Here is a 22,343-nt window from a genome sequence, read left to right on the forward strand (position 1 = left end):
ACTACGTCAGCGTAGACGCGTGTCAGTCATCATGTCGAAACCTAGGTTATTGCAGCGCAGCAAAAACTAGCCTATCAATGGTGGCGTATTCTCGCCGTTTCACTCCAGCATCCCTTGCGACAGGAGCCTCACCATGCGCCAGACATCGCACAATTCCCCTCTCTCCACTTTCTCACCAGCGGCTTTTTTCGATATCTGGAAAGTCGGGGTCATGTCGTTCGAGCTATGGACGACCTCGCTGGCGACCATCGCCATGCGTAACCAGCTCTGGTGCACCCAGGCGCCGCACAGCGCAAACATGATCAAGGAAAACCAGCGCATGGTGACCGAAAAGCTCGAGGCGAGCATGGAGATCGGCCTGGCGCTGCAAAAGGCCATGTTCAACATGGCTGCCGGCACTTATGCGCCCTGGTGGGTAACCAGCCGCAGCGCCCTGTTGCCGCTGCATCGCCGGACCATGGCCAACTCGCGTCGGCTTTCCCGGCGCCGGTAAGATCGATTCCGCATTCTTCTTGATCTGCGTCTTGGTAGGACATGTTCGATCTTTCTACAGTGAAGTCAGGCACTGCTTCGCCAAGGAGAGAGCGGCATGAGATCCCAGTCGATATATCGCAATACCTTCGCCATGCTACTGGCTGCTGGCCTAGGGGTGTTTTCCGCCACCGGCCAGGCCCAGGAGAACGCCGACGCGAGTATGGTCCGTTCCATAGAGCAGGCACCCTACGGCACCTATCTGACCGATCAAGAGGGCATGAGCCTGTACCTGTTCGATCAGGATACCCAGGGTGGCCCGAGTACCTGTCTCGATGCCTGTGCCAACGCCTGGCCTCCCTATACCACCTCACTGCCGCCCGAAGCCGGCGAAGGAATCAGCGAAGACAAGCTCGGGACCATCCAGCGCGAGGGAGGCACCCAACAGGTCACCTATGCCGGCTGGCCGCTGTACTACTTCCAGGGTGACAAGCAGGCCGGCGACGCGCTCGGCCAGAACATCAGCAACCTGGGGGGTCGCTGGTTCCTGGTCTCGCCCGAGGGCGAACCGATCACCGAAGGGCAACGCAGCGAAGAACCCGCCATGGAGATCGCCCCCAGCGAAGGTGAGGAACCGGCCAGCCGGGGCCAGGAGGTTCACGACCGCACCGAGGACGTCGAAGGCGCGGATTACGATACCTGAGGGCTGATCGCGCCCCAACGTGTCGGGCATCAGCGTCGTCCGACACGTTCCCTTCCCCATCGCCTCCGTTCGTCTGCTACCATTCTCGGCTTCGTCGACTTCCGTGGTACTGCCATGACGTTGCTTCGGGGCTTTCTGCTACTCACCGGTTTCTTTCTGCTCGGCGAATCGATCGCCTTCGTTCTCGCCTGGCCCGTCAGCGGCGGCGTGGTCGGCATGATCCTGATGACGCTGTTCCTGATGCTGCGCGGCCGCGTCAATGAAGACCTCGGTACGGCCAGCCAGTCGCTGATCGCTTTTCTGACCATGCTGATCATGCCCGGCGTGGTGGGAATCTATTTCCTGGGCGAGGAACTCGCCGGACAATGGCTGGCGATTGCCGGCAGCCTGGTCGTCGGCACGCTGTTGAGCGTGCTAACCACGTTGTGGCTGATGGCACGTTTCATGCCCCGCGCAGACCGGGAGACCACGCGTGACTGATCTGGTTCAGCGCTGGCAAGCCCTGCCCGAGCATTTGCTCGATACGCCGCTGCCGGCCATCGCCATTACCCTGCTGGCGTTCATGCTCGGCACGCGCCTGTTCCGCCTGCTCAAGCAGCCCAGCTGGTGCCCGCCGGTACTGATCGCCAGCGCCGTGGTCGCCCTGCTGCTGTGGGGGCTCGACATCGAGTTTTCACGCTATCGGGAGGGCGCCGCATGGCTGATGCTGCTACTCGGCCCGGCCACGGTGGCACTGGGCGTGCCGCTCTTTCAGCAGTTTCATCACGTTCGCGCCCTGTGGCGGCCCGTGCTGCTCACCCTGCCGCCCGCGGCGATGCTGGCGGCAGGCTATGCCGCCGGGCTGGCCTGGGCGTTGGGCGCCTCGCGCGAGGTCATCGCCTCGCTGGCGCCCAAGTCGGTGACTGCCCCCATCTCGCTGGGGATCATCGAACAGACCGGTGGCTCGGCGTCGGTACTGATGGGCGGACTGCTGGCCACCGGCGTGGTCACCACCTTGGCGGTCAGCCTGTTCGCCCCGCGGCTGGGTATTCATGACGAGCGTGTGCTGGGCTTCGTGCTGGGAATCAACGGACACGCCATCGGTACGGTGCGCGCCTTCGAGATCAGCCCGACCGCCGGCGCCTTCGCCTCGCTGGGCATGGGCCTGACCGGGATCTTCACCGCCCTGTTCCTGCCGCTGGCCTGGGCGCTGATCGCCGGTCAGTAGCCGGCCGACGGTTCGCTGGTCTGCATGTCGCCGCGATAGCGCGCCAGGGTATCCACCGCCGCCTGGCGCAGCAGGATGATATCCAGCGCCACGGCAATGAAATGGCATCCCAGCGCCGCATAGCGGCGGGCGTCGTCCTCGAGTGGCGCCAGGATGCCGCAGGCCTTGTTCGCGGCCAGCGTCGCCTGGATGGCATGTTCGATATGCCGCTGGACTTCGGAATGGTTCGGCTCGCCGGGATAGCCCAGGGCGGCAGACAGGTCCATCGGCCCCACGAAGACCGCATCCACTCCCTCCACGGCGGCGATCGACTCGACGTTTTCTACGCCCAGTTGCGTCTCCACCTGTACGATCAGGCATATTTCCTCGTGCGCCCGGGCCATGTAGTCGGCAACGTCACCCCAGCGCGAGGCGCGTACCAGCGCGCCACCCACGCCACGCATGCCATGGGGGGAATAGCGCATGGCGCGCACCAGGGCGCGAGCCTGCTCGGCAGTCTCGACCATCGGCACCATCAGCGTCTGGGCGCCCACATCGAGCAGTTGCTTGATCAGAGCCGGGTCGTCATTGACCGCACGCACCACCGGGGCGGTGGCATACGGCGCCACCGCCTGCAATTGTGCCAGGATCGAAGGCACCGTATTGGGCGCATGCTCGCCGTCGATCACCATCCAGTCGTAGCCTGCCGTAGCGCACAGCTCGGCCGCATAGCCGGTGCCGAAACCGGCCCAGATGCCATATTGCGGGCCGCCACGCGCGACCGCCGTCTTGAACAGGTTGGGAGGCAATTCCATGGTTCGCTCTCGCTGACTGTATGAAAGGATACCACCTGAAGTGTGTCCGCTACGGCAGCGAATGGCGAGGAAATACCGACCGACACGACTAACGTCTACCCCGCCTGAATTGCCTAGGCCCTGCGAGCCACCTAGGATGGGAACGGTTCCATCGACACCGGACCCAGCATGTCCTCGCTACCCGCCGCCTCGCGCTCCACCATTCTCGAAGTCGCCCGCGATGCCGGCGTCTCCAAGACCAGTGTGTCGCGCTATCTGGGCGGCGAGCGCCACCGCCTATCGATCGCCATGCAGACACGAATCGCCACCGCCATCCAACGCCTGGACTATCGCCCCAACCAGATGGCGCGAGGCCTCAAGGGTGGACGCTCGAAACTGGTCGGCATGCTGGTGGCGGATATCCGCAATCCATTCTCGGTAGCTGTCCTGCACGCTATCGAGCAGGCCTGTCGTGCCCGCGGCTTTTCGCTATTGGTCTGCAATACCGACAACGACCCGGACCAGGAGCGCGATCATCTGGCCTTGCTGGCGTCATATCGCGTCGAAGGCGTGGTCATCAACGCCGCCGGGCGGCCCAGTGCCCAGCTCAAGGCGCTGGCCGACCAGGGAACGCCGATCGTACTGCTCGATCGCAGCCTGAACGACGTCGAAGCCGATGCGGTCGGCCTCGACAATGCCGGTGCCATCGACATGGCGCTGGGCCACCTGCTGGACCGGGGCTATCGCCACGTGCTGTACGTGAGCGAGCCGCCCGAGGGTGCCAGTTCGCGTCAATTGCGCCTGGAACGCTTTCGTCAGCGCCTGGCCCAGGTACCGGAACTCACCGGCGAGACGACCTGCCTGCCCATGCAGCGCGACAACGATGCACTGCGCCAGACGCTCCACGAGTTTATGTCCGGGGGCGGTCCGGTGCCGCGAGCCATCCTCTGCGCCAACGGCAACGTCACTCTGCAGGTGGCGCATGCCTTGAACGCCCTAGGAGTGACCCTGGGCGAGACAGGCCTGCTGGGTATCGATGAGCTCGACTGGTGCGCCCTGGCCGGCCCCGGCATCACCACCCTGGCCCAACCGACCGAGGCCATCGGTCAAGCCACTGTCGCCAGTCTCATGCAGCGCCTGGAACCCACGGGCCGCCAGGCGCCGCCGCGACGCACCGAATATGCCGCACGCCTGATCGCACGCGGCTCGACGCGACGCCCCTGATGGCCCATTCATTCATGACTGCCCCATCCGCTCGACACCAGGAGCCACCATGACACGACAGACCGCCCCCGAGATACTGACTTTCGGCGAAGCCATGACGCTGTTCGCCGCCGAGGAAACCGGCGACCTGGCCGAGGTCGAGCGTTTCCGGCGCGGCATCGCCGGCGCCGACACCAACGTCGCCATCGGCTTCGCCCGCCTGGGATTCCATGTCGGCTGGCTGAGCCGGGTCGGTGACGACAGCTTCGGCCGTTTCATCCAGCATACGCTGGAAGCCGAAGGCCTCGACTGCCGCCATCTGCAGCATGACCCCGACCATGCCACCGGCCTGGTCTTCAAGACCCGCGCCGAGCGTGGCGAGGATCCGCATGTGGAATACATACGCCGCGGCAGCGCCGCCAGTTTCCTGTCCACGGCGGATGCCGCGGCGGTGGAGTTCCCGGCGGTACGTCACCTGCACGCAACCGGCATCCCCCCTGCACTGTCTCCCTCGGCACGCGAGCTGTCGAACCACATGCTCGAGCGCGCCCGCGACGCCGGCGCCAGCATCTCCTTCGACCCCAATCTGCGTCCCAGCCTATGGAAAAGCGAACGGGAGATGTGCGAGACCATCAACGACCTCGCCGCCAAAGCGGACTGGGTACTGCCGGGGCTTGCCGAAGGTCGCCGTCTGACCGGGCTGGAAAGCGCGCATGACATTGCCGGCTTCTATCTCGATCGTGGCGCCAAGGCGGTGATCATCAAGCTCGGCCCCGAAGGCAGCTTCTACCGTAGCCATGAGGACAGCTTCACTGTCGAGGGCTTCAAGGTCGTCGAGGTCATCGATACCGTAGGGGCCGGCGACGGTTTCGCCGTAGGGGCGGTCAGCGCCCTGCTCGACGGGCTGTCGCCGCGCGCCGCGGCACGTCGTGGCAACCTGATCGGCTCGTTGGCGGTGCAGGTGCCCGGCGACATGGAGGGCCTGCCCCATCGCGACACGCTGACTGCACTCGAAGCCAAGCTTCCGGCGCTGGACTGAACCGACAACAACCTGGATACCCCACAATGAAAAAACGCATCGTCGCCTTTCGCCGCCTCAACGACCAGCAGATCGCCCAGCTGCGCAAGCAGTTCCACGTCGACTACTTTCCCTCGCTCGATGGCGTCGACGATCCCGGCTTCCGCGAAGCCCTGGCCGAGGCTCACGGCCTGGTCGGGGCCAGCTTGAAGATCACGCCGGAACTCCTCGACGAGGCACCTCACCTCGAAGCCATCGCCAGCATCTCGGTGGGCTACGACAACTATCCCGTCGACGAACTGACCCGGCGCGGCATCCTGCTCTGCAATACTCCCGACGTACTCACCGAGACCACCGCCGATACCGGCTTTTCGCTGATCATGGCCACTGCCCGCCGGGTGGTCGAACTGGCGGAATTCGTCAAGCGTGGCGACTGGAAGGAGAGCATTGGCGAGGCGCAGTTCGGTTGCGACGTGCATGGCAAGACACTGGGCATGATCGGCATGGGGCGCATCGGCGCGGCCGTGGCACGGCGGGGCGCCCTGGGCTTCGGCATGAATGTTCTCTATAGCTATGCCTCGCCCAAGCCCGAACTCGAGACCGAGCTCGGAGCCCGGCGCTGCGAGATGGACGAGCTGCTCGAGCAAGCCGACTTCGTCTGCGTAACTGTGCCGCTGACGCCGGAAACCACCCACCTGTTCGGCGCCGAGCAATTCGCGCGCATGAAGACGAGCGCCATCTTCATCAATATCGCCCGCGGCAAGGTGGTCGATGAGAAAGCCCTGATCCAGGCGCTGAACGACGGCCAGATTCGCGGCGCGGGTCTCGACGTGTTCGAGCAGGAACCGCTGCCTGCCGACTCGCCCCTGCCGCACATGGCCAACGTAGTGGCCCTGCCGCACATCGGCTCGGCGACTCACGAGACGCGCACCTCCATGGCCCAGCGCGCCGTCGACAACATCACTCTCGCCCTGACCGGCGAGCGGCCGATCAGCCTGGTCAACGAACCCGCCTGGACCGCACGCTCACGCTGAAAGGCCGGTTGGCCGCGCCGGTTCTATCGCGCCCCGGCATCCCAGCCGGGGCATCGCTTGCCTGAAAAAGCGAACTTGTTCTACGACTTTCGGTCTAGATGTGAGAAGCGCGACGAGATAAGCTACGCTGTTAGTGAACGCTGTTCGTAAAGTCGTGAAATTCACCCTCAATGATGGGCTTCGCCCGCCGATAACAGAAAAACAAGGCTAGTAAGCTCAAGAAGAGACCGTAAGAGGTCACTATGTCACAACCCCTGTGTTTGTTGTTCGACTGTGACGGAACGCTTGTAGACAGCGAACCCCTGCTCGGCCAGGTCATGGCCGATGTCCTGCCCCGTGCCGGCCTGCCCTTTTCCTCCGATCAGTACCTGGAAGAGTTTCGTGGCGTGCGCTTCATGAACATCGTCGCCGAGCTCGAACGTCGCCATGGCGCCCTCGACGATGCCGTTCGCACCGCCGCCGAAACCGAGATGCGCAGCACCCTGGCCGAGCGCATGAAGCATGAGCTTCAGGTCATTCCCAACGTTCGCGAAACCCTGGATTTGCTCGCCGACCACCCGCGCTGCGTGGCCTCCAATGGGCCCGAGCACAAGATCCGTACCGCTCTCGACAGTACTGGCCTGCGTCCCTATTTCGAGGATCGCCTGTTCAGCGCCTATACCCTGAACGCCTGGAAACCCGAACCCTTCCTGTTTCTGCAAGCTGCCCGCAGCATGGGCTACGAGCCCGAGCAGTGCGTGGTGATCGATGACGCTGCCGTGGGCGTCACCGCCGGATTGCGCGCGGGTATGCGCGTGGTCCATATCAACCGCTTTGGCGAGGCGACGCCGCAGGGCGCCATCCGCATGACCGACATGGCCCAGTTGCCGAGAATCGTCGCCAGGCTCGGTCAACTCGAGGCTGCGGTCGCCAAGTAATGCCGGGCGACGCCTACGGGCGTCGCTGCATGTCGCCAGCTGCGCTATCATCGCGACGATGAATCGCTAGCGACAGGAGTTGTTATGGCCTCCCTTCAGGACCAGCTACGCGGCCTGGTCTATTCCACCGAACACGGCGAGACCTGCCCCGCCTGCCGGCGGCCCCTCGCCGAGTGCGAATGCAACGAACGCTCCGAAGCCGAGCGCATCGCCGCTCTCGATGGGGTCGTACGTATCCGCCGTGAAACCAGTGGCCGCAAGGGCAAGGGCGTGACTACCGTCAGCGGTGTGCCACTGATCGAGGCCGAGCTCAAGGTGTTGGCCAAGGATCTCAAGAAGCGCTGTGGCACCGGCGGTGCCGTCAAGGACGGCGTGATCGAGATCCAGGGCGATCACCGTCAGGTCCTCAAGTCCGAACTCGAAACCCGCGGCTATACCGTGAAGCTCGCCGGCGGCTGAGCTGAATCCGCTTTCCTACGCCCGGAACGCAATCCGGCGATCCTCAGGAGTCCTGACATGCCCTTGTGTATTCGTTGGCCCAATGTTGCCATATCACTTACGCTGGCCTTCGCCTTGATGGCCGGCCTTGGCGCCTGCGCGAGCGGGCCGAATTTTGCCAACCTCGAAGCCCGGGTCGTCAGTGACGAACCGCTCGACCTACCGCCCGATGCCGAACTCAGCGTACGCCTGACCGACATGAGCCAGACTGGCGCCAATCTGATTGCCGAAGCCAGCTACGTGCGTCTTGGCAACGGCCCCATTCCGGTCATGCTGCGCTACGACGCAGAGGCCATCGACGAAGGCGATACCTACGTGCTGCGTGCGGATATCCGCACCGACGACCGGCTGCTCTATACCACGACCGATCCTGTACCGGTGCTGACCGGCGACGCGCCGGACAACGACGTGACTCTGGCCGTCGAGCGCGTCGAACGTTAGCGACGTAACTTGTCAGTTGGGCGGGGGGCGGCCACTCTGTGTACGTTGATCAGTGACGTCATGGAGTGAGACGAGACATGCAGACCCTGGAAATAGCGAATACCGGTATCAGTGCCTCTCGCATCGGCCTGGGCACCTGGGCCATGGGCGGCAGGCAATGGGGCGGCGCCGACGACGCGCAGGCTATCCGCACCCTGCATACTGCGCTGGATCGCGGTATCACCCTGATCGATACCGCGCCGGCCTACGGCTTCGGCCATGCCGAAGAAGTCGTCGGCAAGGCGCTTGCCGAGTCCGGCCAGCGCGACAAGGTGGTTCTCGCCACCAAGGTAGCGCTGGAATGGGGCGAAGGTATCGCCGCCGTAGTGCGCAACGCCACGCCCAGGCGTATCGAGAAAGAAGTCGAGGACTCGCTGCGCCGTCTGGGCGTCGAGGCCATCGACCTCTACCAAGTGCACTGGCCCGATCCCAAGACACCGATGGAAGAGACGGCACGCACCATGGAACGCCTCTACCGAGACGGTAAGATTCGCGCCATCGGGGTCAGCAACTTCTCCCCCGAACAGTGCGACGCCTTCCGCGAGGCGGCCCCGCTGCATGCCGTCCAGCCGCCGTTGAACCTGTTCGAACGCGAAGCCGAACGCGACATCATCCCTTACGCCAAGCGCGAGGGACTGACCATGCTGACCTACGGGGCCCTGTGTCGTGGGCTGCTATCCGGCAAGATGCGCCGCGACATCACCTTCAACGGCGACGACCTGCGCAACACCGACCCCAAGTTCCAGCAGCCGCGTTTCGACCAATATCTGGCCGCGGTAGACGCGCTGGATAATTTCGCCCAGGAGCGCCATGGCAAGCGCGTTCTGGCGTTGGCCGTGCGTTGGCTGCTCGACCGTCACGACAACGGCATTGCCCTGTGGGGCGCACGTCGCCCGGATCAGGTCGATCCCGTCGCGGACATCGTCGACTGGCAGCTTTCCGACGCTGATCTCAGCGAGATCGAACGCATCGTCGACGAACACGTCAAGGATCCGGTGGGCCCCGAGTTCATGGCGCCGCCGACCCGCGACGTGTAAGGCTTTTTGACCCTGCAACGACAATGCCCGGCCGTTGGCCGGGCATTGTCGTTTAGCTGGCAACCGCTCAGAAGGTGTATTCGATACCCACCACGGCGACTGGATAGACGCTAAACTCATCGACGTCATCCTGCAGGTCGTCTTCTTCCTGCTGCAGGTCACGCTGAAAGTCCGGGTCGTTGGCAACAGGCCCAGTGGCGCTGAGATTCACTTCGGCATCGGTGAGGAACACGCCGACCTGACCGAACAGACCGAAGCCCGGCTTGTGGCTGCCGCGCCAGCCCAGGCCCAGATAGGGCTGGATGGAATCGCCGAGCACCACGTCGCCTTCCAGCGTGCCGACCTGGTCGGAGGTATAGGTCTCGCCGTTGAATTCATAGCTCTGGCCTGCCTTGGGGCGCCCCACCACGCTCATGGCAATGTCCGGGCGCACGGCGCCGGCGGACAGGAAGAAACGTCCGGCAAACGGAAAATAATCCAGCGTCAGGCCGTACACGTCGACATCGAAATCGCCTTCGTAATCGGCGTCATCGCTTTCGTAATCCAGCCCGTCGTAAGTGAAGCCACTATAGCCGGCGCTCAAGGCCAGATTGTCGTGGAAGCGGTAGCTCACGCTGCCGCCATAGCCGGTGGTACCGACACCGGCGCCTACCGACCAGTTGTCGGCGGCCACTGCGCCGGCAGGTACGCTCAGCGCGACCAGCGCGCCCGCCATTACGGCATGGTTGATGAATCGCATCGTTTTCCCTGTCGCTATGTCGTTATGGTTATCGCCTTCTGGCGAGGCGATAACCGCACTAACGGCACGACTTGGGAAAACTTGAGTCACGGCATCATCACAACCGCGCGGCCAACTGCGTCAAGGTTTGCCCTATCGGCGCCTCGACCTTGAGGGTGTAGAGGTCGTCGGCACGGGTGCGCCCCAGGTTCAGGCAGGCAATGGGCTTGCCGTCACGTGCCGCCTGACGGGCGAAACGGTAGCCCGAATAGACCATCAGCGACGAGCCGACGACCAGCAACGCATCGGCGTCATCCAGAGCGGCGAAAGCCGCATCGACTCGTGCACGCGGCACGTTGTCGCCAAAGAACACCACGTCGGGCTTGAGTACGCCACTACCGCAGCGTGAGCAGTCCAGCACCCGGAAGGACGAAAAATCCAGGCCGTCGAGATCGGCATCGCCATCGGGACCCACGGCGGCATCGAGATCGAGCCACGTCGGATTGTTGGTGGCCAACTCCGCATGCAAGTCGTAGCGCATGCGCTGACTGCCGCAGCTCATGCAACGCACCATCTCGGCCCTTCCGTGCAGGTCGATCACCCGACGCGACCCCGCACGCTGATGCAGCCCGTCGACGTTCTGGGTTACCAGGGCCGTGACATGACCCAGCGCCTCCAGGCGTGCCAGGGCATGATGGGCAGGCCCCGGTCGCGCTTCCTCGATGGCCCGAAAACCGATCAGGCTGCGTGCCCAGTAGCGCTGACGCGTCGCCAGGCTACCCATGAATGCCTGATGCTGTACCGGTGGCTTGCGCTTCCACTCGCCCCTTGCGTCGCGGTAATCGGGGATCCCGCACTCGGTACTTACCCCAGCCCCGGTCAACACCATCAGACGGGGATATTGGTGCAGAAAATCGTACAGCGCTTGGCTATCGGCGCCTGCCAGGGCGAAGGAAGCGCCCTGAGGCGCAGAATCATTGGTCGAGAGCATGCGGATCGCTACCGGCTGAGTCACGGATGGAATTGGCTGTTCTTGGCTCGATTTTTCAGATCCCTCCTGGGACCACAATAACCTAGGCTAGTTTGCCATGCGTTACGCATGGCCCCCGCCGCGCCCCTTGGCTAAAATGGACGCTCGGCTCACCCTCGGGCAAGGACACACGATGGCCTGGCTGGAATACCTGTTACCGCTGATCTTTCTGGCTCCACTCGGGGCCACCACGGTCGTGGTCCTGGCCCTGCGCAACCTTCACGATGCCCGGATTCGCTCACCGTTCGACGCTCATCTGCTGCGCGAGCCCGGCCAGGCGCTACGCGACCGGCTCGACCGCGCCTTCGCCCGCCTGTTTCTGAATGGCGCCCTGGGGCCCATCGCCGTGCTCACGCCGATGGTCTACGGCATGGGCCGCATGCTCTTCGCCGCCGACCAGAATTGGCTGGAGTGGATGCTCTACGGCCTGCTGACGACGGCACTGGCGTTGCTGTTCAGCATCCTGCTGATGCGCGACTACCAACGCATTCGGCGTCTCAAGCTCGGCCTGGCCTGCGAACTGGCCGTGGGCCAGGAACTCGAGCGCCTGATTCGCCCCGAGGCGCATCCCTATTTCGTCTTTCATGACATTCCCAGCGATACGTTCACCATCGATCACGTGGCGCTGACGCCGCGCGGCGTGTTCGTGATCGAGACGCGGGCGCGCACCCATCCGCTCAGCCCCAGCGGCGAGCCGCAGCGCACGGTGGCAGTGGAGAACGAACGCCTGCGGTTTCCCGGCTGGAGCGAGCGCCAGCCGTTGCGCAAGACCCAGCAGGCGACCCGCTGGATGCGCCACTGGCTGGCTCGCGAGTGCGGTGTCGAGGTGCCGGTTCGCGGCGTACTGGTGCTGCCGGGCTGGTACATCGACACCGAACAATCTCACGCCGAGCTGGTAGTGGTCAGCGGCGAGGGGCTGGCCAAGCTACTCGCCGAGGCACGCCCTGGCGAGCTTGACGACGCGACCCACAACCGCGTTGCCCGTGCCCTGGAGCGCCGCGGGGCGCTGCTCGACGATGGCCGCCTCGAGCGGCCATCGGTCTAGTGGCGTCAGGTCGTTTCCTCCATGGGCGAAGCAAGGTGGGCCATTTCGCTCAATACGGCAGGCTTCAGTGCCGTCAGTGTTTCGCCGGACAAGCCACTAATGACCAGCACCCGATGCCGCTTTCGCTGCCTGGCATACCCCAGCCAGATCGGTAGTTGCACCGTTTGTGGCGACTCTAGCGCTAATGACGCTTGCCAGCGTCTCAACGTCATCATGCGCTCCCAGAACCATAGCCGGGACACAGTACCGCGATCCGGCGGCGGCCGCTTGGCCAGGACCAGTTCGTCATGGGGCGGGGCGTTACCGGCAGGCAACGCCTCGCCCAGCAGTAGGGCCCGATGCATGTCAGCATGGCAAAGCAGCCAGGCGGCAGGCGCCTCCTGACTGGTGGTAACGGCATAAGCCCACAACCGCAACCATGCCGGCTCGAGGCTGTTTGCCCCCAGCCGATGCAAGCGCCGCATGGCCTGCGCTTCGTTGCAACGGCGAAGCAAAGCGCTCTCAGGCATTGGCCCACCCCTGGAATATCGCCAGACCGGCCAGCAGCACGAAGAACCAGATGATGAGCCCCAGGCAACGGCGCCGGGTAAGTCGCGCGTCGGGACCCATACTGTGTGCCCGCTCGGCACGTTGAGACAGCAACGCCTGCATGTCGGGCGCGGTTTCCTCGATCACCACATCGCTGAGTTGTTCCCGGCGCGGGGCCGCGGAAAACAGGCTGACGCCATAGCCCACCCCGACCGAGGTCACCACACCGATCAGATTGTTGTAGAGCCAGGATATATCCAGCGAACTGGAGACCCACCAGACCATGGCCATACCGGCAACCAGCCCACAGAAGGCGCCGCGCGCGTTGGTGCGATGACTGAGCATGGCCAGCAGGAATGTCCCGAGCAGCGCGCCATAGAACCACGAGCCGATGCGATTGACGGCTTCGATCACCGGGCCGAGATTGCCGGCAAAGAAGGCGAACAACGTCGCATAAACGCCCCAGAAAACCGTCGCCCAACGTGACACCTTGAGATAATGCGCTTCGCTGGCATCGGCGCGCACATAACGCGTGTAGAAATCCCGCACACTGACTGCAGACAACGAATTGAGCGCGGAGTCGAGGCTCGACATGGCGGCGGCGAACACTCCGGCGATCACCAGCCCCGCCAGTCCCGACGGAAAGGCGTTGACCACATAGCGCGGGAACAACTCGTTGAGATTGTCCGGTGCCGTCAGGCCGTGCTGGTCGTAGTAGGTCGCCAACATCACCCCGATGAACAGGAACAACAGCATCTGCGGTACCAGCAGATAGCCGCCGATCAGCAGCGAACGCTGCCCCTCCTGAATGCTCGGGCTGGTCAACACGCGCTGGATCTGGCTCTGGTCGGTACCGAAATAGGCGATATGCAGAAACACACCGCCGAAGAGCCCTGCCCACAGCGAATAGGTCACCGATGGCGACAGGGAAAGGTCGATGGCATTGAACATGCCTTGCGCCGCGCCGTAGCTGAACACATCCGCCCAGCCCCCGGGCAGGCTGGAGATCATCAGGAACATGCTGACGATGGCGCCCATCCAGAGCACGAACATCTGGATGACATCCGTCCAGATGACTGCGCTGATTCCGCCCAGCACGGTATAGCTGACTGCAAGCACGGCCATCACGACGATGGTCAGGTTGACGCTCCACCCCGTCACCACCGATAGCACCAGCGCCGGCGCATAGAGCACCACACCGGTCGCCAGACCACGAGCGATCAGGAACAACAAGGCACTGAGGCTGCGCGTCGCCGGCCCGAAACGACGCTCCAGCAGTTCGTAGATGCTATAGATGCCTGCGCGGTGGAAGATCGGCACGAACAGGAAAATCAGCACTGCCATTGCCAGCGGCACATTGAGAAAGGTGACCAGGCGTTCCAGACCGCCCTCGAATCCCCAGCCCGGCGCCCCGATGAAAGTGATGGCGCTGGCCTGGGTGGCCATCACCGACAAGCCGATCGCCCACCCGGGCACCTTGCGCCCACCGAGAAAGTAGTCCTGTGTGCTGGCCTGCCCGCGCCCGACCCGTGCACCGATGAAGGCGATGGCCACTATGTAGACCACCAGCACCACGCTATCCAGCCAAGTGAACTCGCTCACATCCTTGTCCTTATCGAGAGCCTGCTACCAAATTAGCAGAGTTTCGAATCGGACTGCGCTGCAGCAAATCTCATTCCAAGCCGGGCGGAGCAGCGAGGCGTACCGTCGGCGCGCAGCGCCCGCGCCGCAGCGGCACCAGGCTTTGCGCCTGCGGAAAGTCCGCCAGTCGCTCGGCATCGATGCCGATACGCACCTCGGTCAGCACGCGATTGCCGCGACCGTCGCACTGCAGGCTCAGCGCCCTCCCCGTGTCTTCGCCGAACGCCGCCTCGAAGGCCTGAATCAACGCATTGCGTGGTACCTCGCCGCCGCGATGAATCATCACGTAATCGACGAAGGCGCTGGCGTTGACGACTTCCAGCAGATCGACCGCCGTATCGAAGTAATCCTCGGCGGGTAGCGACAGGCAAGCGGCATGCTTGGCGTACTCGTAACGATCCAGGCAACTGGCACGCCCCGGCATGGCGCGGTCGAGTTCGTCATCGAGCGACTCCTCGAAATCGAACGGTGCGTGAGCGCGGCAGAAGCCGCCATCGGCACGCGGGCGTTCGAGAAAGCAGCCCTGCGACCACCAGCGCTGGCGGGTCACGCCATCGTCGGCAAAGCGCTCGGGCAGCGACGGCCATAACCCGTGCAACACGAAGCCGTCACGCGCACCCGCGCTCAGCGACGGTTCGCGGCATTCTCGCGGCGGGCTGCCCTGTGTCTGGCAGAAGCCGGGATGCCAGGTCAGCGCCAGGGTGTAATGCTCGAAACCCTCGGCTTTCAGCGTTTCACTGGCCGGAGCCACGCCACTCACCACGCTCCACAACACCACGGCAAGCCAGCCCAACGCCACCGTCAATCCTTTCCTGGTCATCGCCATGAGTCGCCTCGCTCCGGCCGTCCAAATGTCGTATGAAAAAGGCGCCAGCAGGGGCTTGCCGGCACCGTAACGCTCGCTATAATCCGCCGCGTCGTAGCTCTCAGGAGACGGCGCTTTCGCCACCCGATGAATATCGTCTCATTCGATGCATTTCGCACCCTGGGCCTGCCTGGCGTCCGCTACATCAAGCCCGAACGCATGTATGAGCATCTCGACGACATCCAACGCGCCGACTGGGTGCTGTTTCCCGAATACTGGCAAGTCCATACTCTGGTCTATGCGCTCAAGAAGCGCATCTTTCCCAGCCTGGCCAGCTACCACCTGGGCCATGACAAGGTAGAGCAAACCCGCGCCTTCCTGGCGATCTGCCCCGAGCATGTGCCGCCGACCGAGATCCGAGCCAGCACGCGCGACAACGTCGAGCTGATCGACACACGCTTCGCTTATCCCATGATCGCCAAACGCATCAAGAGCTCGATGGGCGAAGGCGTATCGTTGATCGAGAATCGCGCCCAGCTCGAACGCCACGCCGAGGCGGAACCGGTACTCTACGTACAGGAGCGCCTGCCCATCGACCGCGACCTGCGCATCGTGCTGGTCGGCGACGAGGTGCTCACCGCCTACTGGCGCGTCACCCCGCTGGGCGGCTACCGCTCCAACGTCAGCCAGGGCGGCCAGGTGGACTACGCCGCCATTCCCGACGCGGCTATCGCTCTGGCACGGCGCCTGGCCAAGGAGCTGGGCATCAACCATGCCGGCTTCGATATCGCCATGGCCTGGGGCCACCCCTTCGTCTTCGAGTTCAACCGCCTGTTCGGCAATCAGGGCATTCCCGACAGTTCGCGGCGATTGGGCCAGGCCATCCTGCGCGCCCTGCAGCGCGAGGACGACATGGGCCCCGGCAGCCGCCCGCCGTTCGGCCTGACCGGCTAGTCGCCCTTGAGCCGCCCACCCATCTCCTGGGCCAGATCCACCGCGTAGTGATCGGTCATGCCGCCGATGAAATCGAGCATGCGCCGGTAGCTGTCGTAGCGCGACTATCCCAGCCTAAAATAATCCTCACGCTCGCAAGGATCATTTGGGCCATCCTAGAATCTTTGGTGTTATCCTCACAGGCGTAAGGATTTTCTAAGCCGTTTACCGCTAACGGTTACGTATCCTCTGGTACGTGAGGTTCAACGTGAAATACATCCTCGATTCTCCCAAGACCCTCGGCACCCTCATTCGTGCCAGCCGCAAGGCGATGACGCTTCGTCAGGATGATACAGCCGGCAGCATCGGAGTCAGCGAGAACTTCCTCGGCAAGGTGGAAAGCGGTAACGACACCGTACAGTGGGGCAAGCTTTTCCGGGTCATGACCGAGCGTGGACGTGCCGGACGATTTTGCCGAGCGCACGGAAATGTACCGGAAATCGCTTCGTGACAAAGAGCAACACCTAGCCCAGCCGCCTTCTCCACGTGAGGCTGAGTGAGGCGGCCCTTTAGTCTGGCGTCTTTTTATGACCTGCTGTGTACTGCCGTCTACGCGACACGCGCGTACGGCTAGAAAGAATAAGTGGCCTGACTTGACGAGTCTGGTCTGGCCCGTGCAGGGAACGCAACGCCTGAACGAGATCGACAAACCGACGCTCATTGCAGCCGGCGAAGCCATGGGCATCAAGGCGGCTACCGCCCGCAACGCCATTACCGCTTTGGTCTCGGCAGTTCCTCACAAAGCTCGGGCGCTGCTGGACGAGACGAACCACTTCTTCGCGGGGCTACACATCTAGCAATATCATGCTGGTGAGGACTGATTTGGCTCTTGCAATGAAGTGGGCCAGCGAGCCTTTTCGACACTGCTTGTCTATTGGAGAGCCATGTACAAAGTTATGTACGTAGCAAAATCACCAATAATGATGTGGGTAATGATAATTAAAAAACACAACTGGTTAAAAATATAGATACTGAGTTACTCCACTATAGCCAATAGCAATAAAAAAACATGTATAGCATTATACCCCAGCCGCAAATATGACAAATAATAGGCCATAATGCGGCTGAGATAAAGAAGCTTTTATATATTGTCCATGATAGAGAAAGAGGAATCTTTAGGCTCATCCAAAGATGATTGAGGAAAGCCATGCGCTTTGCAAACTTCTAACCATACGCTATTAACTGATTCAAATGAATTAAATATGCTGGCATTTACAATCAAGCCATCTAAAACTATTTGCAAAAGTCCAGATGTCACCTGAGGCGAAGGCACATGCAGGTCCGAAAGGACTTGACGAAGCAACTCGGCCACCCAAAGCTTGTGCTCGCGTGATACCGAAAGGAACTCATTAGTATCGTGAAACTCTCCTGTTGCTTTAATAAACATACATCCATGGAAGTCTTGCGAAAAAAACCAACGAGCATGCCAGTTAAATATTTCCTTAAGCTTATCATAGGGCTTGTCAAAGCTAGCCACAGAAGATTCAAGAGAATATTTAAACAAATCATGGCGCAGCTTTAACACCTCCTCAACCAACTTTTCTTTATTTGAGAAATGATTATAAAGTGTCATTTTAGATACTTTGGCTTCATCTCTAATACGGTCAACGCCTACGGCATGGTAACCATGCTCGTTAAATAGCTTTAGAGCTGTTGAAAGGATATCGTCTCGCTTGCTCATAGATTAACCCTATTAAAAACTTGTTTCCGATAGGCAAAAAATGGCTTGAAGCTAAGCCAAACGTTACCTAATGTACAGACCTGTCTGTACACATTAGCACAGAGGTTCACAAATGTTTCATAAAATGAAAGGTGTTGGGGTTTGTCCCGCTCGTCCCACCTACCTACAGATACTAACAGGCTTGCTGGGTGGAGTTGCTGGTATCGGTGCGATTGCTTATCTCACCCAAATAGCTGGAGTCCCACTGCTCATGGCTCCCTTCGGAGCGACATGCGTTTTGTTGTTTGCAGCCCCTGCTGCTCCCTTGGCGCAGCCACGGAACGTGATTGGCGGCCACCTGATATCAGCCTTGGTCGGAATGGTGATATTGCATCTATTTGGCACCGGGTTGTGGCAGATGGCTGTAGGGGTAGGGGTCGCGATTGCACTAATGCAACTTTTACGTGCCGTACATCCTCCAGCTGGGGCGAACCCGCTTGTCGTGCTTACGGCTGGGGTTGAGGACTGGTCATTTTTGATCACTCCAGTCCTGGTTGGCTCGGTAATCCTCGTACTTATCGCTTTGTTCATCAACAACGTCGGCACAGAGAAACGCTGGCCACACTATTGGATCTAAAGGGAAGCAACATGCCTATTATAAATGTGATTTTCAAACTGGGCGACGGTTCAAAACTGAACAATGATTCATTTGGTTTATTGGCACAGCGTCTTACTGAGAGCACAGTCAGGGTCTTGAAAAAGAAAAGAGAACTAACCGTGGTTCGTATCAACCATGATACAAGTAACGCTCAATGGTTCTCAGGCGGCAAACCGCTTCTAGGAAACGCCTTTGAAATAACAATCAAGATCACGAATAAATCCAATACTCAAGAAGAAGTCAGTACATGGTCAAGAGAGGCCTACGAAAGCGTTATCCACGAGCTAGGCGGTTTTGAAGGACCCAACTACATATCAGTCCTTCAAAATGACGAAACTAACTGGGGGTTTAATGGATTGACACAATATGCAAGAAAGCAATGGGCGTCTTAGACAAAATTTAAACACTCAAAAAGTAAGAAAAGGGATGAATATGGAAGCCATTTCTAGAAAATTTGAGCAGAGTCAAGAGGATGAAAGGGATCACAGAAGCCGAGCATTGAAAGAGACCGAAACCTTCCCTGATCATCCGGAGGCGCAAGATAAGGTTATTCGATTACTAATGAGTGAAGCAAGGATTCCAGACATTGACTTCACACCAATGGAGCCAGGACTCAGAGATAATGTCTTAATACACGTATTATTCGACAATAAAGGTAGCGACCCTACTGGATCGGATGCAGCTTTAATTAAGTATCTTCCAGGAGCATTTGTCCCACTACATTTACACAGAGGTTACGAAATGGTCTTGGTCCTTCAAGGTGAGTATATTGAAAATGGAGAATCACACATGCCTGGAAGCTTGATAATAAGAGCACCAGGAACCACTCATAGCATGCGTTCAAATACAGGATGCATAATTTTGGCGATGCGTGACATTCCTGTTAAACAGTTAACATAAGCATCTTAGGCGAGGAATAATAATGGAGATAATGACCCCGCCTCAGGCTGTCAGTTTAATAAAGTCGGGAGCCACCTTGGTTCCGGGAGGATTTGGAAGCTGCGGCCATCCCGACCTATTAACTGAAGCGCTAGAAATAAGGTACTGTGAAACTGGCCAACCGAATAACTTAACATTGCTTTTTGCTTCAGGCGCTGGAGACAGAAAAAAACGAGGGCTAGATAGGCTGGCCCATTCTGGGCTTATAGCAAAAGCTATAGGCGGCTTTTGGAATCTCTGCCCAAAGCTGCGAGATCTCGGAGAGAAAGGTGAAATAGAAGCTCATAACTGGCCGCAAGGTGTGATAAGCAAGCTCTTTTCAGCAATTGCAGAAGGCTCTCCAGGCATTATCACTAAGACGGGCTTAGGCACATTCATAGACCCTAGAGTAGAAGGCGGTAGCTTTATTCCTAGTGAATACAGGTCACTACTTGAAGTGATATACCTGAAGAATGAGAATTACTTATTCTATCCATCTCTGAAGGTTGACTTTGCGCTTCATAGGGGGACAGTGGCCGATCATAGAGGTAATATATCTCTACGGGAAGAAGCTTCACGAATGGATGCCTTTTCGCAGGCTCAGGCTGCAAGAAATAGCGGTGGAAAAGTTTTAGTACAAGTCAAAGAAGTAACAGACAAAAAATTAGAGGCTGAAGACGTAGCCATTCCAGGGCATCTGGTGGATGTGGTTGTAGTGGCAGATAGTCATGACCACCCTTTCACCTATGGATATGCCAAATGCCCAAATGATACTGGCAATATGATATACAGCGAATTGCCATTAGCTAGGAAACGAATAATAGATAGAGCACTAGAAGAGCTTCCGACCGGACCTTTTCACAAAAAGGTCATAAACTTCGGCATTGGAATCCCTGCCGAAGTAGGAGCATGCATGACATTTAAGCAGAGAAATTCTTACACCATAACAATTGAATCAGGTGTAATAGGTGGTACTCCTCTGTTTAAAGACGCATTCGGCGCCTCAATACAGCCTGATGCTCGGATAGATCAATCACAACTTTTCACTTTCTACGACGGTGGCGGTATAGATAAGGCGTTCTTGGGATTCGCCCAGATAGATAGCCTTGGACATGTCAACGTTAGTAAATTTAACGGTTGCAGGCCTGGAGCTGGTGGCTTTATAAATATAACCATGAATGCAAAAGAGTTAATATTTTGCGGCACCATAACTGCCAATGGCGTAAAAAAACTGGTAGAAAAAGTTGAACAAATCACTTTTAATCCAGTGACATCAAAATGCAACCGTATAAAGATTATAACTGAGCTGGCTGTCTTTGAAATAAAGCGCAGCCGACTAGTGCTCACAGAGTTGCTAAGTAACATAGGTATGGATGAGCTTCGCTCATACATTGATTCCTCATTTACAGTTGATCCTGACATTAAAATCAAACCATTGTAATCTGGAGCTGAACATGGAACGGGTTCTGTCACTTATTGGTGGTGGCGCAGCATCAATCGCCTTTATTAACAACTTTCTAAAAAAATAAGCTCTAAAGAGCCTTATCGCTATACTATTTACGTTATTGAAAAAAACTCGACGTTTGGCCCTGGCGCTGCATACAACGATGACCTAGAAACAAACCTGCTAAACACGAAAACAGGTTATATCACTATTTTCCCTGAAAAAAAATCTGACTTTTTTAACTGGCTTCACAATCACCCTGAAAAATGGCAGTGGAAGTACCCTTCTTTTGTACCTGATGAAAATAGCTATGCTCCAAGACCATTGTTTGGACAGTATCTCCAGCACTCTTTTGCAACGTTGATAAGCTACGGTGTAAAGAAGAATGTAAAAATTATCCCCGTTAATGCAGAGGTCGTGGATCTGAAAAAAATGCGTGACAGTTATTCAGTGATAACTGCATGCAATATCACTATTAGATCGGACTATGTTTTTCTTATGTGCGGCACTTTGGAGAACAAGAAACAAGACACTCCAAAAATGAAAAAAGGAGTGATTAGCAATCCTTACCCTGTTTCAAAATTAACAAGCCATTTCAACAGAGAGGCTTCTGTCGCAATCGTTGGCTCAAGACTGAGTGCAATAGACACGGTTATTGCTTTGAAGGAGTCTGGGCATGTTGGCACAATCGATATGTTTTCACGTAGTGGTTTTTTTCCTTCTGTCAGAGGAACCCAAGGTAGGTATACTCCCAAGCACCTTACAACAGAGAAATTGAATAACATAAGATTGGCAAAGGGCTGCCTAAATCTGTCTGATTTATCTTCTCTGGTAGTTAAAGATATTGATCAGTACCATATTGAAAACCCAGATCACCCACGTGAGCCACTAGCGATTCCCTCACCTGCTGAGTGTCTTTCCACATTTCTAAAGAAAGAAATAGCACTTGCTGAAAAACCAAGAGGCTGGCAAGCAGTACTTTATTCTACAAACGTCATCATTGATAAAATGTGGAATTCACTAGATAATAATGAACAAGAAAGATTTAAAAACAACTTTCTAAGCACTTTCCTTTCCTACCGGGTATCGATTCCGATGGAAAATGCCGTAAAAATTCTTTCTTATCTAAACGACGAAAGTTTAAGGTTTTTCTCGGGGCCAATATCTATCAGCTATAATGATTCAGGAAAACCTGAAATACTAAATGATGCGACCTTGGATAAGACTGCGTATGACCATGTCGTAATAGCGACAGGAAGCCCCAAGTCATATAAAAATAGCAACTCTCAGCTATTGGCTAGTTTAGAAGAGCGCGGCTCAATTTCGCCGCATCCATTTGGTGGAATAAACGTAGATGAAACCACATACAATATTATTGATAGGAACAATATCGCTGATGAAAAAGTCTACGCAATAGGGGAGATCACTTCTGGAAAATTCTTTTTTACAAGTGCTTTGGATATTATTTGCCGTCATGCCGAAAACTGCGCGAACAGCTTTTACGAAGCTCAAAATTTTTCCGAGAAGCGTAAGCTAAGCAAAGTTTATTAGAGTATCGATAT

General features: G+C 58.4%; 27 protein-coding genes. 20 read left to right on the forward strand and 7 right to left on the reverse strand.

The genetic code is table 11. From position 1 onward, the window contains the following. The first annotated feature begins 133 nt into the window (after positions 1-133). The 4 genes from MHM84_RS17450 (at position 134) to MHM84_RS17465 (ending at position 2,381) form a co-directional block, all read left to right on the forward strand. Positions 134-493, forward strand: a complete 360-nt coding sequence (locus MHM84_RS17450; protein ID WP_239267617.1) for a hypothetical protein — start codon at positions 134-136, stop codon at positions 491-493. Between the two features lie 96 nt (positions 494-589). Next, complete coding sequence (locus MHM84_RS17455; RefSeq protein ID WP_239267619.1) at positions 590-1,174, forward strand: hypothetical protein; 585 nt, start codon at positions 590-592, stop codon at positions 1,172-1,174. 114 nt (positions 1,175-1,288) lie between these two features. Continuing rightward, positions 1,289-1,654: a CidA/LrgA family protein gene (locus MHM84_RS17460; RefSeq protein WP_239267621.1), complete on the forward strand. Its 366-nt coding sequence runs from the start codon at positions 1,289-1,291 to the stop codon at positions 1,652-1,654. Continuing rightward, positions 1,647-2,381: an LrgB family protein gene (locus tag MHM84_RS17465; RefSeq protein ID WP_239267623.1), complete on the forward strand. Its 735-nt coding sequence runs from the start codon at positions 1,647-1,649 to the stop codon at positions 2,379-2,381. The genes MHM84_RS17460 and MHM84_RS17465 overlap by 8 nt, the downstream gene beginning before the upstream one ends. On the opposite strand, the gene MHM84_RS17470 is transcribed toward MHM84_RS17465, so the two are convergent. Beyond that, positions 2,375-3,175 (reverse strand): HpcH/HpaI aldolase/citrate lyase family protein, encoded by an 801-nt coding sequence (locus tag MHM84_RS17470; RefSeq protein ID WP_239267625.1) that lies wholly within the window; start codon positions 3,173-3,175, stop codon positions 2,375-2,377. The two genes, MHM84_RS17465 and MHM84_RS17470, sit on opposite strands and share 7 nt — an antisense overlap. 168 nt (positions 3,176-3,343) lie before the next feature. On the opposite strand from MHM84_RS17470, the gene MHM84_RS17475 reads away from it, so the two are divergent. The 7 genes from MHM84_RS17475 (at position 3,344) to MHM84_RS17505 (ending at position 9,341) form a co-directional block, all read left to right on the forward strand. Continuing rightward, positions 3,344-4,378, forward strand: a complete 1,035-nt coding sequence (locus MHM84_RS17475) for a LacI family DNA-binding transcriptional regulator (RefSeq protein WP_239267627.1) — start codon at positions 3,344-3,346, stop codon at positions 4,376-4,378. Between the two features lie 49 nt (positions 4,379-4,427). Further along, positions 4,428-5,396 carry a sugar kinase gene (locus MHM84_RS17480; RefSeq protein WP_239267629.1) on the forward strand — a complete coding sequence of 323 codons (969 nt, stop codon included), beginning with the start codon at positions 4,428-4,430 and terminating at the stop codon, positions 5,394-5,396. 26 nt (positions 5,397-5,422) lie between these two features. Continuing rightward, entirely contained in the window at positions 5,423-6,409 is a 987-nt protein-coding gene (locus MHM84_RS17485) for a D-glycerate dehydrogenase (RefSeq protein WP_239267631.1), read from the forward strand. 242 nt (positions 6,410-6,651) lie between these two features. Beyond that, a complete protein-coding gene (locus MHM84_RS17490; RefSeq protein ID WP_239267632.1) occupies positions 6,652-7,326 on the forward strand; it encodes an HAD-IA family hydrolase in 675 nt (224 codons plus the stop codon). An 84-nt stretch (positions 7,327-7,410) separates the two neighbouring features. Then, the gene (locus MHM84_RS17495) at positions 7,411-7,785 is read left to right on the forward strand and encodes a translation initiation factor Sui1 (protein ID WP_239267634.1); all 375 of its coding nucleotides are present in this window, start codon (positions 7,411-7,413) and stop codon (positions 7,783-7,785) included. Positions 7,786-7,842: 57 nt separating this feature from the next. Next, a complete protein-coding gene (locus MHM84_RS17500) occupies positions 7,843-8,265 on the forward strand; it encodes a YbaY family lipoprotein (protein ID WP_239267636.1) in 423 nt (140 codons plus the stop codon). Positions 8,266-8,342: 77 nt separating this feature from the next. Beyond that, positions 8,343-9,341: an aldo/keto reductase gene (locus MHM84_RS17505; protein WP_239267638.1), complete on the forward strand. Its 999-nt coding sequence runs from the start codon at positions 8,343-8,345 to the stop codon at positions 9,339-9,341. Between the two features lie 67 nt (positions 9,342-9,408). Here MHM84_RS17505 and MHM84_RS17510 read toward each other — a convergent pair whose 3' ends face one another. After that, on the reverse strand, positions 9,409-10,080 hold the full coding sequence (locus MHM84_RS17510; protein ID WP_239267640.1) for a hypothetical protein: 672 nt from the start codon (positions 10,078-10,080) through the stop codon (positions 9,409-9,411). 97 nt (positions 10,081-10,177) lie between these two features. Continuing rightward, positions 10,178-11,050 carry an NAD-dependent protein deacetylase gene (locus MHM84_RS17515; protein ID WP_239267642.1) on the reverse strand — a complete coding sequence of 291 codons (873 nt, stop codon included), beginning with the start codon at positions 11,048-11,050 and terminating at the stop codon, positions 10,178-10,180. Between the two features lie 172 nt (positions 11,051-11,222). Here MHM84_RS17515 and MHM84_RS17520 point away from each other — a divergent pair, with 172 nt between their 5' ends. Next, positions 11,223-12,134: a nuclease-related domain-containing protein gene (locus MHM84_RS17520; protein WP_239267644.1), complete on the forward strand. Its 912-nt coding sequence runs from the start codon at positions 11,223-11,225 to the stop codon at positions 12,132-12,134. 5 nt (positions 12,135-12,139) lie between these two features. On the opposite strand, the gene MHM84_RS17525 is transcribed toward MHM84_RS17520, so the two are convergent. The 3 genes from MHM84_RS17525 to MHM84_RS17535 form a co-directional block, all read right to left on the reverse strand. After that, on the reverse strand, positions 12,140-12,643 hold the full coding sequence (locus tag MHM84_RS17525; RefSeq protein WP_239267646.1) for a hypothetical protein: 504 nt from the start codon (positions 12,641-12,643) through the stop codon (positions 12,140-12,142). Then, positions 12,636-14,264 (reverse strand): sodium:solute symporter, encoded by a 1,629-nt coding sequence (locus tag MHM84_RS17530; protein WP_239267648.1) that lies wholly within the window; start codon positions 14,262-14,264, stop codon positions 12,636-12,638. Before MHM84_RS17530 ends, MHM84_RS17525 begins: the two co-directional genes overlap by 8 nt. 70 nt (positions 14,265-14,334) lie before the next feature. After that, positions 14,335-15,129: a ribonuclease I gene (locus MHM84_RS17535; protein WP_239267649.1), complete on the reverse strand. Its 795-nt coding sequence runs from the start codon at positions 15,127-15,129 to the stop codon at positions 14,335-14,337. 126 nt (positions 15,130-15,255) lie between these two features. Between MHM84_RS17535 and MHM84_RS17540 the strand changes: the two genes are divergently transcribed. The 3 genes from MHM84_RS17540 to MHM84_RS17550 all read left to right on the forward strand — a co-directional run bounded on the left by MHM84_RS17540 (position 15,256) and on the right by MHM84_RS17550 (position 16,898). Next, on the forward strand, positions 15,256-16,062 hold the full coding sequence (locus MHM84_RS17540) for a hypothetical protein (RefSeq protein ID WP_239267651.1): 807 nt from the start codon (positions 15,256-15,258) through the stop codon (positions 16,060-16,062). A 247-nt stretch (positions 16,063-16,309) separates the two neighbouring features. After that, positions 16,310-16,552 (forward strand): hypothetical protein, encoded by a 243-nt coding sequence (locus tag MHM84_RS17545; RefSeq protein ID WP_239267653.1) that lies wholly within the window; start codon positions 16,310-16,312, stop codon positions 16,550-16,552. Positions 16,553-16,694: 142 nt separating this feature from the next. Further along, positions 16,695-16,898, forward strand: coding sequence for a hypothetical protein (locus MHM84_RS17550; RefSeq protein ID WP_239267655.1), 204 nt, complete (start codon positions 16,695-16,697; stop codon positions 16,896-16,898). Between the two features lie 284 nt (positions 16,899-17,182). On the opposite strand, the gene MHM84_RS17555 is transcribed toward MHM84_RS17550, so the two are convergent. Further along, on the reverse strand, positions 17,183-17,782 hold the full coding sequence (locus tag MHM84_RS17555) for a TetR/AcrR family transcriptional regulator (protein WP_239267657.1): 600 nt from the start codon (positions 17,780-17,782) through the stop codon (positions 17,183-17,185). 250 nt (positions 17,783-18,032) lie between these two features. Here MHM84_RS17555 and MHM84_RS17560 point away from each other — a divergent pair, with 250 nt between their 5' ends. The 5 genes from MHM84_RS17560 (at position 18,033) to MHM84_RS17580 (ending at position 22,332) form a co-directional block, all read left to right on the forward strand. Then, positions 18,033-18,398, forward strand: coding sequence for an HPP family protein (locus MHM84_RS17560; RefSeq protein ID WP_239267975.1), 366 nt, complete (start codon positions 18,033-18,035; stop codon positions 18,396-18,398). Between the two features lie 11 nt (positions 18,399-18,409). Then, positions 18,410-18,811 (forward strand): hypothetical protein, encoded by a 402-nt coding sequence (locus MHM84_RS17565; RefSeq protein ID WP_239267659.1) that lies wholly within the window; start codon positions 18,410-18,412, stop codon positions 18,809-18,811. Next, positions 18,786-19,319, forward strand: coding sequence for a cupin domain-containing protein (locus MHM84_RS17570; protein WP_239267661.1), 534 nt, complete (start codon positions 18,786-18,788; stop codon positions 19,317-19,319). The genes MHM84_RS17565 and MHM84_RS17570 overlap by 26 nt, the downstream gene beginning before the upstream one ends. A 22-nt stretch (positions 19,320-19,341) precedes the next feature. Further along, on the forward strand, positions 19,342-20,778 hold the full coding sequence (locus tag MHM84_RS17575; protein WP_239267663.1) for a CoA-transferase: 1,437 nt from the start codon (positions 19,342-19,344) through the stop codon (positions 20,776-20,778). Between the two features lie 84 nt (positions 20,779-20,862). Further along, positions 20,863-22,332, forward strand: coding sequence for an FAD/NAD(P)-binding protein (locus tag MHM84_RS17580; protein WP_343218302.1), 1,470 nt, complete (start codon positions 20,863-20,865; stop codon positions 22,330-22,332). Positions 22,333-22,343 lie beyond the last annotated feature (11 nt).

The sequence above is a fragment of the Halomonas sp. McH1-25 genome (genome assembly GCF_022348165.1).
In the GTDB taxonomy this organism is placed as follows: Bacteria; Pseudomonadota; Gammaproteobacteria; order Pseudomonadales; family Halomonadaceae; genus Modicisalibacter.

Coding starts and splice junctions, on each gene's coding strand:
- MHM84_RS17540 (WP_239267651.1), top strand. CDS start 15,256: ATGAATATCGTCTCATTCGATGCATTTCGCACCCTGGGCCTGCCTGGC.
- MHM84_RS17455 (WP_239267619.1), top strand. CDS start 590: ATGAGATCCCAGTCGATATATCGCAATACCTTCGCCATGCTACTGGCT.
- MHM84_RS17485 (WP_239267631.1), top strand. CDS start 5,423: ATGAAAAAACGCATCGTCGCCTTTCGCCGCCTCAACGACCAGCAGATC.
- MHM84_RS17510 (WP_239267640.1), bottom strand. CDS start 10,080: ATGCGATTCATCAACCATGCCGTAATGGCGGGCGCGCTGGTCGCGCTG.
- MHM84_RS17470 (WP_239267625.1), bottom strand. CDS start 3,175: ATGGAATTGCCTCCCAACCTGTTCAAGACGGCGGTCGCGCGTGGCGGC.
- MHM84_RS17520 (WP_239267644.1), top strand. CDS start 11,223: ATGGCCTGGCTGGAATACCTGTTACCGCTGATCTTTCTGGCTCCACTC.
- MHM84_RS17570 (WP_239267661.1), top strand. CDS start 18,786: ATGCAAGAAAGCAATGGGCGTCTTAGACAAAATTTAAACACTCAAAAA.
- MHM84_RS17450 (WP_239267617.1), top strand. CDS start 134: ATGCGCCAGACATCGCACAATTCCCCTCTCTCCACTTTCTCACCAGCG.
- MHM84_RS17480 (WP_239267629.1), top strand. CDS start 4,428: ATGACACGACAGACCGCCCCCGAGATACTGACTTTCGGCGAAGCCATG.
- MHM84_RS17575 (WP_239267663.1), top strand. CDS start 19,342: ATGGAGATAATGACCCCGCCTCAGGCTGTCAGTTTAATAAAGTCGGGA.
- MHM84_RS17535 (WP_239267649.1), bottom strand. CDS start 15,129: ATGGCGATGACCAGGAAAGGATTGACGGTGGCGTTGGGCTGGCTTGCC.
- MHM84_RS17460 (WP_239267621.1), top strand. CDS start 1,289: ATGACGTTGCTTCGGGGCTTTCTGCTACTCACCGGTTTCTTTCTGCTC.
- MHM84_RS17490 (WP_239267632.1), top strand. CDS start 6,652: ATGTCACAACCCCTGTGTTTGTTGTTCGACTGTGACGGAACGCTTGTA.
- MHM84_RS17555 (WP_239267657.1), bottom strand. CDS start 17,782: ATGAGCAAGCGAGACGATATCCTTTCAACAGCTCTAAAGCTATTTAAC.
- MHM84_RS17525 (WP_239267646.1), bottom strand. CDS start 12,643: ATGCCTGAGAGCGCTTTGCTTCGCCGTTGCAACGAAGCGCAGGCCATG.
- MHM84_RS17495 (WP_239267634.1), top strand. CDS start 7,411: ATGGCCTCCCTTCAGGACCAGCTACGCGGCCTGGTCTATTCCACCGAA.
- MHM84_RS17505 (WP_239267638.1), top strand. CDS start 8,343: ATGCAGACCCTGGAAATAGCGAATACCGGTATCAGTGCCTCTCGCATC.
- MHM84_RS17515 (WP_239267642.1), bottom strand. CDS start 11,050: ATGCTCTCGACCAATGATTCTGCGCCTCAGGGCGCTTCCTTCGCCCTG.
- MHM84_RS17475 (WP_239267627.1), top strand. CDS start 3,344: ATGTCCTCGCTACCCGCCGCCTCGCGCTCCACCATTCTCGAAGTCGCC.
- MHM84_RS17565 (WP_239267659.1), top strand. CDS start 18,410: ATGCCTATTATAAATGTGATTTTCAAACTGGGCGACGGTTCAAAACTG.
- MHM84_RS17560 (WP_239267975.1), top strand. CDS start 18,033: ATGGCTCCCTTCGGAGCGACATGCGTTTTGTTGTTTGCAGCCCCTGCT.
- MHM84_RS17500 (WP_239267636.1), top strand. CDS start 7,843: ATGCCCTTGTGTATTCGTTGGCCCAATGTTGCCATATCACTTACGCTG.